This window comes from Candidatus Hinthialibacter antarcticus (assembly GCA_030765645.1).
GTDB classification, from domain to species: domain Bacteria; phylum Hinthialibacterota; class Hinthialibacteria; order Hinthialibacterales; family Hinthialibacteraceae; genus Hinthialibacter; species Hinthialibacter antarcticus.
In genome coordinates this window covers 53,970-67,427 of record JAVCCE010000063.1, presented here as the reverse complement: position 1 = coordinate 67,427, position 13,458 = coordinate 53,970, and the positions used below count along the sequence as shown (strand labels likewise).

The 13,458-nt window shown below is 52.6% G+C and carries 6 protein-coding genes; 2 read left to right on the top strand and 4 right to left on the bottom strand.

The genetic code is table 11. The features are described 5' to 3' along the window. Positions 1–2: 2 nt before the first annotated feature. Entirely contained in the window at positions 3–1,388 is a 1,386-nt protein-coding gene (locus P9L94_15400; protein ID MDP8245469.1) for an arylsulfatase, read from the bottom strand. A gap of 228 nt (positions 1,389–1,616) precedes the next feature. On the opposite strand from P9L94_15400, the gene P9L94_15395 reads away from it, so the two are divergent. Further along, positions 1,617–2,567 (top strand): cell wall hydrolase, encoded by a 951-nt coding sequence (locus tag P9L94_15395; protein ID MDP8245468.1) that lies wholly within the window; start codon positions 1,617–1,619, stop codon positions 2,565–2,567. A gap of 104 nt (positions 2,568–2,671) precedes the next feature. Beyond that, positions 2,672–3,328 carry a DUF2959 domain-containing protein gene (locus P9L94_15390; protein MDP8245467.1) on the top strand — a complete coding sequence of 219 codons (657 nt, stop codon included), beginning with the start codon at positions 2,672–2,674 and terminating at the stop codon, positions 3,326–3,328. 411 nt (positions 3,329–3,739) lie between these two features. On the opposite strand, the gene P9L94_15385 is transcribed toward P9L94_15390, so the two are convergent. Genes P9L94_15385 through P9L94_15375 form a run of 3 tightly spaced genes read right to left on the bottom strand, consistent with a single transcriptional unit; the run spans position 3,740 to position 13,414 of the window. Further along, complete coding sequence (locus tag P9L94_15385) at positions 3,740–5,857, bottom strand: hypothetical protein (GenBank protein ID MDP8245466.1); 2,118 nt, start codon at positions 5,855–5,857, stop codon at positions 3,740–3,742. Between the two features lie 14 nt (positions 5,858–5,871). After that, the gene (locus P9L94_15380; GenBank protein ID MDP8245465.1) at positions 5,872–8,868 is read right to left on the bottom strand and encodes a hypothetical protein; all 2,997 of its coding nucleotides are present in this window, start codon (positions 8,866–8,868) and stop codon (positions 5,872–5,874) included. After that, positions 8,849–13,414 carry a hypothetical protein gene (locus tag P9L94_15375; GenBank protein MDP8245464.1) on the bottom strand — a complete coding sequence of 1,522 codons (4,566 nt, stop codon included), beginning with the start codon at positions 13,412–13,414 and terminating at the stop codon, positions 8,849–8,851. The genes P9L94_15380 and P9L94_15375 overlap by 20 nt, the downstream gene beginning before the upstream one ends. Positions 13,415–13,458: the final 44 nt, after the last annotated feature.

Genomic DNA, 13,458 nt, shown 5'->3' with positions numbered 1-13,458 from the left:
CTTTATATTTTTAAGGGAAAAATATCCGATTCCGTACGCGCAGTTTTTAGGTACGCTTCAAACTTTTGAATAATGCCTGGATGTTGCTGCGCGATATTTGCGCTTTCATCTAAATCCGTTTCGAGGTCGTACAGTTCCAATGGTTGATCGGGCCGATTGCGGACGGCTTTCCATTTGCCCATACGCGCGGCTTGCTTGATTCCTTTCCCGCCGGAGACATGAAATTCCCAATAAAGAAATTCATGCGTCTTTTGTTGCGCTGGATCGCCCAACAGCGTGGGCGCAAACGAAACGCCGTCGATCCCATCCGGCGCCTCTACGTCGGCCAGTTCAGCGCAAGTGGGCAAGAAATCCCAAAAGGCGGAGGGATGATCGCTCACCGAACCGGGCTGAATGGTTCCCGGCCAATACGCCAAGGTGGGTACGCGAATGCCGCCTTCATACAAATCTCGTTTAATGCCGCGCAAAGGGCCGTTGCTATCGAAAAATTCGGGATCGTGCCCGCCTTCCTGGTGCGGGCCGTTATCGCTGGTGAAGACCACCAATGTATTATCGGCGATCTTGAGTTCATTCAACAAATCCAGAATGCGTCCAACGTCGCTGTCTAACCGTTTGACCATTGCCGCAAACGCGGCCTTGGGTTTTTGCTGCGCCCGATAATTGCCTTGCCCTTTGAAGGGCGTCTCATCAAATTGATCGGCGAACGGTTCCATCGCGTCTTTAGGGGCGTGCATTTCCGCATGGGGGATCGTGAAAGGCAAGTATAAGAAAAATGGATTGTCTTTATTCTCGCGGATAAACCGGAGCGAATCATCCGCAAAGAGATCATGCGAATAAGTTTTGCTGTCGAGTTCAACTTTTTCTTCATTGCGCCAAAGGTGTGAAGGCGTAAACGAATGCGCTTCGCGTTGGCATAGATACCCAAACCAATAATCAAACCCCTGCTTGGTGGGAACGCCGGACGAACCCGGGCCGCCCAAGCCCCATTTGCCGATGATGCCTGTTGTGTAACCAGCCTGCTTCATTAATTCGGCGACCGTGAATGTATTTTGAGGAATTGGATATTGGCCTTCGGGTTGGATTTCTTTATTGCCGCGAATGAATGTGTGCCCGGTGTGCAGCCCCGTCATCAGGCTGCAGCGCGACGGCGCACAGACCGTACTGCCCGCATAATGGGCGGTGAATTTCATGCCTTCTTTTGCCATGCGGTCCAAGTTGGGCGTCGTGAAATGTTTTTGCCCGAAACAACTTAAATCGCCATACCCCAGGTCGTCCGCCATGATATAAATGATATTCGGCTGTTTGGAGGGCGCGGCTTGAGTCAGAGAAGGCATCGCGAGGGCTGTCGCCGCCAGACCGGTTTGTTTGATGAAGGCTCGCCGTTTCATGTCATACTCCTAAGATTGCTTGTATTCGCAATGTGGATATTTTGTTGGAATTTGAATTAACCTATCAAATATTCGGCGCTTTTTCTATTGAGAGGAAGAGTTATAAATTTCTCTTCTAGCCAAAAAACGGCCTTGCGCCGGATGGCTGCGGCCTACGGCAATCGGCTTCCATTACAACGCAAATAATTCATAATGAATTTAAATCGAACCACCGAACCGAGGGCCTTTATGAGAACGCTTTTCCGACTCGTTTTTGTTGCACTGGCTTTTCACTCTTGCTCGACCTCCACTGTGATTACTCCAATCGGAAACTTTTCGTATGAACCCAGCGTCCTGCCCGTCGTTGGCCTCGAATCGTCAGGCGGCGGCGTTGGAATCGGCGTTGGAGACCATTTTATCAAAACCGGCGATGATGTGTATGTCACAACAGACCGCAATATCAAAAACCTCTACACGGTCGCTGAACATTTTCTGCCCGAACCCATGAACCAGGATGAAGCCCAAAAACTTAGCCGCTATATTTCTTTCCCCGGCGTATCGCTGAGCAGCCGCTTGATTCAAGATTCGACTCCCGGCGGCGAGGTGTATCTGCCAAATCAAAGCGAGTCGCTCAAAAAGCAAAAAGAAATCACCTTAATGACAATGTGCGTGTATGGCGAAGCGCGCGGCGAACCGTTCGAGGGGAAACTGGCAGTTGCAAAAGTCATTATGAATCGCGTCGCGGAAGGCGGCTGGTATGGTAGGTCGATTAAAGACGTTGTGCTCAAGCCCTATCAGTTTTCTTGTTTTAATACCTGGGACCCGAATTTCACAAAACTCTTTCAACCCAATAAACGAATCTGGAAGCAATGTTTCAAAGCCGCCTGGAACGCCTATTCTGAAATGATGGACGACCCCACCGTCGGCGCGACCCACTATTGCGTTCATAAAATCAATCCGCCCTGGGTTCGGGCCATGAAAGAAACCAATCGCATCGGCAACCACAAATTCTTCCGCACCTCGCAAAGCGCGATGCTAGATTGGTGGAACCAATACGCAAGCATTCCCGAAAGCGATTTGAAGGACCCGTTGAATTATGATCCTTGGCTAGAGCATCTACGCATTTTTGCGTTGATTGAACCATCGCCGCGCATGGAGCAAAAGTTCAATGTGGTTCCAGCCGTCTTTCAGCCGTTTTAAATTTGAGAACATATTGAATGTTCGTAGCAATTGATTAAAACGTTGTTATGATTTGAACGATTGGGACAAAATAAAATCAATTATCTTTCAAAAGGAAATTCATCGTGAATACATTTGCATTGAAACGCCAGGCGCTGTTGTGGGCGGTTGCATTTGTCTTTTTTAGTTCCTGCCAGACGGTCTATTATGAAACGATGGAGCAATTCGGGGTACACAAGCGGGACATACTCGTCGACCGGGTTGAAGAAGCGAGAAATTCGCAAGAAGAAGCAAAAGAACAATTCAACAGTGCGCTAGAACAGTTCCAGTCAGTCATGAATTTTCAGGGCGGCGCGTTGCAAGAACGCTATGAAACGCTTGACGATGAATACAACCTGAGTTTGTCGAAAGCCAAAGAAGTGCGCTCGCGAATTGACAATGTGGAATCCGTCGCCAATGCGCTCTTTGCTGAATGGGAAACTGAACTCGAAGAATATACCAATGCAAAATTACGAAACGCGAGCGAAAGCCAGCTGAGGCAAACACGCGCAAAATATACAAAAATGATGGCCTCTATGCAAAAAGCCACGCTTTCTATGGACCCGGTGTTGGCCGCGCTAAAAGACCAGGTTCTCTATCTCAAACACAATCTCAACGCCCGCGCCATCGCCAGCATTCAACAAGAAGCCAACCAGGTGGAAGAAGACGTAAAGCGCTTAATTAAAGAGATGGAAAAATCCATTGACGAAGCCAACAAGTTCATTAAAGAGATGGGGCTATAACCCAACCGCCTTGAAGCCATCTCAAAAACAATTGAATCCAATACAAAGGATTCCGACAGTTCAAAAATCGACAAATCAATTCTGGCATGGGCGCAACTCTGGGCGCGCCTGTGCATAAGGGCCTACAAGCCCGCACCGAAGCAAGCAGAGATGCACCCATGCCTTTCGCAACGAAAATACAAATTATTTTGAGATGGCTTCAAGTATGTCTTGCGCCCCAAGGGGCCGATGTCATTGACTTAAGACTTTTAGCCCCCCCTTTTTAAGGGGGGACGGCGCTGAAAGCGCCAGGGGGGATTCGGGCGCAACGCGTTGCGCCCCTACATAGCTGATATGCTTTTGTTTTGTTGCACCAAGGGGCGGGAGAATTAAACCCGAATTAGATTAAATAGAAATATGCAAGTTGACTGATTAATACATCGCCCAGTCAAAAACGCTAACATCGCCCGATGGAACCGAACCGGAATCGGTGGGGTCAGAAAATCCGTTCATCTCTTGTTCGTTGGTGTAGCCGTCGCTATCGTCATCGCCCGACGGATCAACGCCCGTTTCGCCAAAGTAGAAGCGCTCCCATTGGTCGACCAGTCGATTGCCGTCTGAATCAACCGTGTTGGTCGAACGCGATGACGAAATGACATTAAGCAACTCAACATCAATGCGCAATGGGCGAATGCCCGCGCCAGGCCCGTCGCTATAGGCGCCTTCAAAATACACCTGGGCGCCGGATGCGGGCGCAGGCGCGCCTTGCAGATTGAGTTCGGCCTCGACTGATGCGCCATTCTGGCTGAACGCAACCACCGCCGCGACGAATTGGTCTGACTCGCCATTGGGCAGCGCCTGCCCGAGGGAATCATACAACGTAATGGTCCCGTTTGCTTTGATCTGCTTGCGCTCAATGGTTTCAAACAGGTCTGTCATCGCTTGCCGGACGGAAGCAAACGGGCCTGCCTGTTGCGCTGATTCAGACTGCAAGCGCGTCGATGAGCTCGTCGCGACAATGCTGCCAGCATCAGGCGGAACCCAACCATGAAGGATCCAGGCAATCTGCTCAACCATGTTGCCGCGAATATCATTCAACTCCGCAAGATCAATATAAGATTGCACGAGATCAACCAAGCCGGTATCGTTTATTGCGGCTGAAATGGTTTCATAAGCCGCATCGAGATCGACTGTTTGTTCAAGAATATCTAAATCCGCCAGCGACGGCGCACCCGACGCCGACCAGACAATATTCGGCGCCGCAAGCGACAATTCCGTTTCGATGAAATAACACAGTGCAAGAACGCTCGCGGTCGATTCAGCATCGATCACGCTTTCATCACGCATTTCAAAAATATTCGCAGCCAAGTTGTCGCGATAGGCGCTGGTCCACTCCGACGCAGTCATAGTTTCGTCGCCGTCAATGTTCACGTTGATTTCTTTTTTAGAAACATAAGTGAACAGCACAACTTCAGGCTGGTTTGAATCGACCATTCCGAGTATGCCGGAACGTTCAACGGAAAATCGAACGGACTCGGTTCCCAAAGTGGTTGATGCGATTTCGGTTCCAGCGAGATTCACAATGCGAATGGTTGAATTCGCCTCGCCCGTCACCGATTCTAAAAACGGTTCATTCACAGAAAACGGCAAGACGGCTTCCGGCGTATCCACACCGATTACGCTTGGGAAATCGTCCGCGTCAGTGCTGTCAGTTCCTCGAAGTCGTTCATCATAATCAGACCAACCGTCGCCGAAGATTCCAACCTCTAATTCAGCATCAGAAGGCGCATCGGAATCATCCGGCCTTTCACTGTCGTCAAGCGGGTCGGTCTCGCGGACGAGTTCATGAATATCCAGCCAGCCGTCATCATCAGAATCCGCAACAAAATTGAGCGGATCAAGCCCGACCGCCTCTTCGACAAAATCAGGGACGCCGTCGTAATCGGTGTCACTGTCATACGGTTGATTGACCGAATACGTCCACGAAATCGTCGGACCGGGAATGCCGCTGTATTCGGAATACGCTTCCAGCGTCCCGCTGCGGAAAAAGTAAATCGTATCCGCCGCAGGATCGTACTTTTGCAATGCGCCGCCATTTTTGCGATAAAAAATCGTCGCGCCGCTTCGCGAACTCAGTTCGACAATCACGGTTCGTTCATACGCGCCCGATGAAGGGCTAGCAACGGTGCGCAGCATTGTGGTTGGAAGCGGTTGCGATAAAAAGAACTTCGATAGATCGACGGCAGTCTGGTTGGCTTCGATCACAATATCCGCAGGCCAAATCGGATTCAACACTGCAGGGATGGTCACGTTGCCCGCCATCGTAAGCCCGCCGCCGGCATCGGCTTCGCGTTGAATGAACAAGTCGCTGCCGGTCAGCGCCGCAGACAGCGTCCAGTCGAGCACCGATTCCGTCCAGTAAATGAGTTCAGGATTTGATGCGTCTCGGGCGACGACGGATGCGTAGTCGGCCTGCGTTTGCGCAAATGCACACACCATTGGCGCAAGGGTCAATGTCAACAGCAATGCAATGCGATTCACGCAGTTCATCCTACATCTCCGCATCAATCAAAATTCACTTTCACCGGGCTGGTCGGTGAATGAATGGTTTCGAGTTCGCCGCTTTCATCGAGTTCTACCACGACGTATTGATAAGCAGCGTTTTTCACCAGGCCGACATAGTCCATATAAAACGCTTTAACGCTATAGTCGCGAATGAACGGATCGAGCGCCTCGCCCGACGAATCCGTATTGATCTTCTCAATCAACGGCCCGATTTGAATATAGGGTTGATTGGGCAAATCAACGCGGCGCCGATAAACGATGAACGGCGTATCGACAACCAATATTTCAAGTGGGTTTACTTCATCATTGACGGAATGATCAGGATCGCTGATCTGAACCGCCAGTCCGCGCTGCACAAAATCTGAGTCGGGAATATTATTGAACGCAGGCAGCGCCGCGCCCTCATCAGGGAACACGCGCAGCGGCCAGTCGAGCGTTTCTGCGATATCGGGTTGGTCGCTCCAAACGAAACGCTTGGTGTTGCCGCCTTCCGTCGCGTTGCCTAATACATCGACGGCATCAACGCGGAAGCGATACGCGATATTCGTTTTTAATGGAACGGCGCCGTTGTGATCGAGCGACGTAATACGCAACGACCATAACCCGGTTGAATCGTCATACGAAAGATCATCGACCGGATATACTGTCGAAACGGGATCATTCTCAGTTAGCCCAGAGAAACTGGTACCGCTGAAGGCGTTCGCTTTCGCGATCAAACCCGTAACCGCTTCGATCTGATAGCCCGCCGCGCCGTCATAGGCGCCAAACCAGCGGATGCGCAACTCCGGCGCAGTGAAAGAACCCAACGCGGTAATGGTCTCGATCATCGGTTCGACGCTTTCCGTCCCGGCGAACGCAACGTGCGATTCGAGATAGGTCATGCCGCTGAGGTTGTGGTTTTCATCATAGGTGCGGACGCCGTAGCAAATAATTGAAGTCGAGCCGGGACGCAAATCGTCCACTAGGGTCACCGATGAAACGCCGCTTTCGTCGCGGGCTTCGGTTACGCGCCTGAAGTCGGTGCAGTCTTCTGCGCGATACAACACCGCGCCAACGTCATCGCCCGACAGTGTGACCACCACTTCGACATTCGACTCGCCCACATTGGCGCGCGGGTCATGCGGGACGCGCCCGGGCTCCAACCCATCTTCACAGATCAATGCGGGAACGGCGTCAATCACAACGCGATAATCAACATTCGCGTCTCCCGTTTGTATGAGTTGGGTCATGAATGGCGCAGGCAGTTCATGCGGTCCGCACCAGTCGCCTAACTTCGTTCGCGCCCAGATTTCATAAGTAATATCATCGCTGACGCCTTCGTTATGTTCACGGAACACGTCCGACACTGAAACCGTTTCGCCGGCAACCACACGACCCGAGTAAAGGATTTTTCTTCGCTCACGTTCAACCCGAACCAAGCGAACCGCTGTGATTGCGTCGCTTTTGGAATCAAGATTAAAACCAACGATGGTTCCCTGTTTCGCGTTAGGCGTCTCGCCAATTTTTTGAAACTGCACGTCGCATTCATAGCGGGTCGTGCAAATTTTAATGCTGGTGGGCGGCGCGGGGGCTTCGCGGTCAAACAACACGCCGCGCGCGGGCTGCGACAACCCGCTGGCATTGCCCGCCGCGTCGAGTGCGCGTACGCAATACCAATAGGCGCGGCCTTCGTCGTCAGGCAGAACAATGTCGCCGTCGCGATAATTCGTTTTAAAAGCGGCGGCTTCTGGAACCGCAGTCACCAGCCCCTCAGTCACGGTGTATGTGAGTTCAGCGTCATCTTCAAACGGTGCGCCAATGCGCCCGACGTGATGATAATATTTGTAGCGGAAAATCTCATACGCGACCGTGTCGCCGTCATGGTTTGAGTTCCATTCAAGAGTGATGCGGCGGCTGGAATCGACGCGGTCTTCAATGGTTGTTAGCCCCTTTGGAACCGTCGGCGCCTTGCGGTCTTCGACGGTGATTTCGATGGGATCGCTGGCGTCGCCGTTTTGACCGAGCAAATCGCGCACCGCGACCCAATAGGTCAACTCATCGCCCACGGTGAACGGCGTTCCCAACCGCCCGGCTTTGTCGAACGAGAGGTTGTCATCGACAAAATCATATTGTTCGTCAGCGCTGCGGTCGCCGCTGGTCGCGTTATTCAAGACCAACGGTAATCGGTTAATCTTTTCTAGCGAACCTGCGTTGTAGAGCAGATCAAACGTATCGCCTGAATTGAGATGGCGATTAAGACGATAGACGTTGAAGCCAAAGTTCAGCGGGACAGATTTCATCAAATCCGCAGAACGGTCCCACTGTAAGAAGACTTTGCGGTCGCCGCGAATACCGCCGATTTCCACCTCTTCGGGCTTCAACGGCGCTGGAAGTTTTGTCGCAGCGCTGGCGTCAATGGTGATGCGCCCGATGATGATATCGTCAGCGCCGGGCGCGGCGCCAGTACGCAACTCGTAGGTATACGTCCCGGACGCGACCCGGTCGAGATAGCCCAGCCCCTCAACAATGGCGACGCCGTAGTTGGAATGCGTCAGCAATTTTGCGCGCGGCCCGCACGAATCGCAGTCACCGCCTCCGTCGAGAATTTCCAACAAGCGGTATACATAGTTGCTTGGATCCACCACGCCGTCGCTGGTCGCTTGCAGCTGGTCGAGAATATCCGCATAGATTTCATCTTCGCCGGGGCGCTCGAAGATGCTGCGGATCAACGAGACGTTGCGCAACTTCTGCGTCTCCGTAATTTTGACGAACGGATTAGTGGACGCCGTCCCGCCTGGTTTCCGGTAAACCGAAAAGGTCTGGAACAGAATCACGTCATCCACCGAATACCAGCGCAGCAACACCTTCGCGCGTGGAGACGAGCCTTGACCGACCAGCCCCGCAAAAAAGACGGGCCCGCCGCGGTCAACCGCAGATTGCGCGGACGCACAGTGCGGCGCGATCAGCAGCGCCGCCAGCGCGAAGAGTAGGGTGCGTTTAATTGCAGCCAGCGTCATATTCAACATCCCATTGTTCTTGCTTGTAGGTCAGGTCTACGCTAGCGCCGCAGGCGTAGCACCACTTGTCGCTGTAGGCGTCGTTGAGCGTGTCCCAGTCTTCCGGTTCGCAGTCGCCGATTCCGCCCGCCACCCAAGCATGACCGTTGAAGTAGTAGTTTGAGCCTTCGCGCCCGCCGATCAGCGTCACTTCGCCTTTGACCGACACCACGCACAGCCCTTCGCCGTAGGCGCCCGCAACCAGTTTTCCGCCGTAAGTGGGGCCTTCGGCGAAGTACCACGCCGCGATTTCCGCCTCGGCGGCGATGCGCAACACGCAGCCGTAGTTATAAATGGGGAACGACGCGCCGAACTTGGCGAACACGCCGCGCATTTCGTCGATGGTGAGTAGCGATGCGACTTCGGGGTCTAAGATTTCAAGCGGTTCCAGCGAACAAGAGGTTCCCAGAAAAATTCCGCCTTCGATTTCGTATGTATTAAACCGCCCTGAGCCTTTCGCCCAGAGATAGTTTTCGACTTGACCAACCGCCAAGCCGAAACCCAGGTCGCTGAAACTGACGGTTTCAAAATCAATCGTGCCTTCGGTGACGATGCTGCCGCCCACGTTCACCAGTTTGGCGTCAGCGAGCATCATGGCGAATTCAATGTCAGCGCTCAGATCGGCGCCCGTCCATGAGAGATCAATATCATTGGCGCCGATTCTAATATCAAGCGCGGCTTCTGCGTCGAGATTGTCGAAACAAGTCTTGCCGGAGTTCTCCACTTCATAGCGAGTGATATCAATGTATCCGCTGAAGGTCATCGCATCAGGAACTTCAAGTTCCAGCGAAGCGTCGATATGCAGCGTTTCGAGATTGTCGCCCGCGATAACGGCGTACCCTTGCATGTCCGCGCCTTTGAATCCACTCACATCCTTGAATGCGCCATCGACGCCTTCCAGCAGCGAACCTGCGCTTTCTTCGATGAAGTCGGTCACCACGCGGTTCAATTCATCCAACAGAGCAATCGCCTGTTCGTACAACATTTCTTTAATCGGCATCAGCCAGTTCGCGACTTCCTGATTGGCTTCCTGGAACATCTGGCTATTAAAGATCGCGTCCAGGATCATGTTGGTCAGGTCGCCGGAATCGAGCGTTTGTACTTGCTCTATCGAGAGCGCGTCAAAATAGGTTTCCAGTTCCGATTGAATATCAGCGATCACGCCGCTGATGCGCGGGGTTGTGAAAATCAAATCAAAGGTCAGCGGGTCTTGCAACACCGACTTCGCTTGATTGAGCGCGTCGATGACTTCATCCAGCGGCGCGGTCAGTTCTTGCTGTAAGGCTTCTACGTCGCCCAACACCTGATCAACGTCGATATCGCTGGTGAGCGAAAGCGCGATCAACGCTACGTCTACCAGATCGCCCGCCATGCCTTCAATGTCGTCAACGCTGAGGTTCATGTTATCGCTGACGGTTTCTAATGTTTCAATCACAACGTCGATCTTGGCGACAATCTCGTCGCGAATGTCTCCCGCCGTCGCGAATTGCGAAACCAAGTCAATGTCGCTCAACATGACAGTCAGTTCAGATGGAACGTCGGCGTCAAGCAGCGCTTCGGCTTCATCGACGGGCAAGTCTTCGATTAAATCTTGAATGGAACCGACCGCAGTATCGACATGCGGCTGAATCAAATCATATAGCAATGGACGCAAGACGTTCGACAAGTCGCCCGTTAATTCATCATCCAGTTCGTCCAGTTTGTCGCGGACGGCGTCGAAGAATTTTTCTTGAACCGCATCGCCGAACGAGTCCGTCGCGCTGGAGAAATTGAGTCCGTCAAAGCCGTCGATGCTAAGCCCGAACAATAATTTGGCGCGCTCCTGATTGATGTAATCGACGTGCGAATTCATATCAAGAATAATCAGGTCTTGCTCAAGCGGCTCGCTCGATTCAAACGTGGTCGCGCCGGGGTCGTATTTCACTTCGTAGCCAAGGTTAATCACGCCGCCCAGTTGCGTCTCCATTGTAATCAGTCGCTCGTTGGCGTAATTGACGAACTGCTCGCTGAGGCTGCTTCCGCTGGGCGAATAGCCGTCGGGCCAACCGTCGGCGTCAGCGTCAGCCGAATCGTCATCATCCCAGGGCGAGCCGGTTGCAAGCCGATGTGATGACGGGCGAATCTGACTATGAACGCGCGGTGGATCAAAGAACGGAACGTCCAACGACGTAACCAGCGAATAGAAACCATTGGCGGAAGCGCCGCCGTCCCATGCCGTGAGATAAAGCGTCTCGACGGTGGTTTCGTATCCATCCAACGCCGTCTGTACAGGCTCGGCGACGTTTGAATCGCCAATCGTGCCGCAGGGCAGGAAGTTGATCTGCATCAGCGGCTCGACATCCAGCCCGTCAACGTCATTGACGCTCGAAGTCCACAACGTGCGTTCGTCGTCACTGGCGGCGCCGTCTTTGAGTTCAAACGAAAGCGTTGAGAGAGTCAGGTCAGCCAGCCAATACGCCAGCGTTCTCACTTGGTTCTGTTCGTCTTCGGGAATCTTGCCTTCGGTGAAGTTGCCGCACGAATTGATGGTCATGTCTTCAAAGGGAATATCAATCAACGACGGATAAGGCAAATCGACTTGCCCGGCGATTTTCGTATCGTACCCTTCAGAGTCATTGTCGATGTACGCCTGCCCAAATGAAGTCAGCGTAATGTCATAACCGCCGTCGCCGGGGCAGGCCGCGTCAGGATAGATTTCCAGGCTGCCATCGCCACTCAGGTCTGCGTCGAATGTCCCGCTGAAGCCGCCGCGTCGAATATAGAGTTTGCTGCCTTCGTTCAAAATCAGGTCAAGCGAATCGCTGGCGATTTGCGCGGTCGCGTTGAGCGTATTCAAATCGCCCGGCATCAGATTCACGCCCGCATAATATCCGTCGCCCGCGTTGAACTCGCTTGAATCTTTGTAATACAACCGCTCTGACGAAGCCGACCGCCCAGCCAATAAATATTGGCCAACCTTATGCAACGACGCCGGCGGCGCATCAGCCCGCAGTTGAAAGCCAGGTTGATACCAGGCCGCATTGCTGACCGCGTCGCCTGTATAAGTATTAAACGCCAGTGGATACGCGCTCGATAACGCCCCATAGTGAGCAACTGACCCGTCGCCCGAAATCGCTGGCGAACCATTAATCGCAAACGTGAGCGTACTGTCAGCCGCCGGGTCGCATCCTTGCGTCTCAACGGTTATTTCAACTTCGAGAGTATCAACATAGCTGCTTGCGCCATTGATCACAGAATTGGAAATTTCCACATGAGTGCTTCCATGTGCAACGGTTGATGCAAGCGGGAATGCGGGCATGTAACTCCGCGCAGAACCGCCAAACCCTCCCTGCAAACCCTCGGGCGTGACGGTCGCGGTTCCCAGCGATTTTAAATTATTATTAAACAATCCATCGTTGCTTGCGCGTTCGCCGGGCGCGACGCGAAAACGCGCTGCGTGAATGTATTCTGATTTTGCGGCGGATAGCACCAATCCATTGGCTGGTTCAAACGCAAACGTACTATCCGCGACATAAAACGGCAGCCCTTCAATATAAAGCGAGATCGAATCGGTCATCGCGATAGATGAACTGGCGAGTTTGATGACTGAGTCGAGCGACTGGCGCCCCAGAGATATTGGGACAGTGCGATAGGTTGTCCCGCTAGAAGACCCCAGCCGATGGCTGATGGTTTGCGGTAGATAGACATAGGCGTCGGCAGACGCGCCGCTGGAATTCAATATTCCGCTTTTGAGGTCATACGTCCAGCCGTCGCGTTGATGGTTCGACCTGTTGGAGAAGGTTGCGGTTCCGCTTATAACGGTTAAATCTAACGTGCCAGGATCACGGTGAACCTCTAGATTTGTGAAAACCGCCGGAACGCCGAAATACGAAGTCCGCCCAATGATGCGCAATGGCGATACGCTTGAGATCGCCGAACGCAGTAGAGTTGTCTCGATTCCATCAAACCACAATACGCCGGTCGTTTGCAGCAAACCCTGGGCCGCAGACCCGATCATGTTATTGCTGCGGTTTATCTCCGGCAAAATCCCCATCGGGTCAATTTGGGCGACCAGAGTGTAGGTATCAACATCCAGCGGCGTAAAAGAAGATAGCGATAATTGAAGCGAAATTACGTTACTTATATCTGCCAGTTGCGCAGCAGTAATGGTCTCGGTCCAACTGGCGTCTATGGCGCCATCGCTGCCATGTAAATTAAACTGAACGTTCACATCCGTTGGAGTCGTAGTGCTGGTGCGCTCAATAATCATTGTTACAGGAAGCACGGCGTCTGTTGCGGGAGAAGCGCTGATGACCGAAGCGCCGAGTTGTAACACCGGCGCCGAATAATCATAAGTAATAATCACAACCGGCGTCGGCGTAGAGGACGGAAAGATTCCAGGCAATTTCGTCGGCGAAAATGTAGGCAACGGTATTTGCGCCGCCGCATCCAATTGCGCAATACAAAAAAACGCAAAAAGGGCGGCGCATACAATAAATGTATAGTTATCAAATCGCCGTTGTTTCATCCCACATTTCCAAATCAATCAAAGCATCAAAAAAAACAATCTAC

What these genes read in the sequence shown, in the direction of transcription:
- P9L94_15400 (MDP8245469.1), bottom strand. Translation starts at nt 1,388, where the DNA reads ATGAAACGGCGAGCCTTCATCAAACAAACCGGTCTGGCGGCGACAGCC.
- P9L94_15395 (MDP8245468.1), top strand. Translation starts at nt 1,617, where the DNA reads ATGAGAACGCTTTTCCGACTCGTTTTTGTTGCACTGGCTTTTCACTCT.
- P9L94_15385 (MDP8245466.1), bottom strand. Translation starts at nt 5,857, where the DNA reads ATGAACTGCGTGAATCGCATTGCATTGCTGTTGACATTGACCCTTGCG.
- P9L94_15380 (MDP8245465.1), bottom strand. Translation starts at nt 8,868, where the DNA reads ATGACGCTGGCTGCAATTAAACGCACCCTACTCTTCGCGCTGGCGGCG.
- P9L94_15375 (MDP8245464.1), bottom strand. Translation starts at nt 13,414, where the DNA reads ATGAAACAACGGCGATTTGATAACTATACATTTATTGTATGCGCCGCC.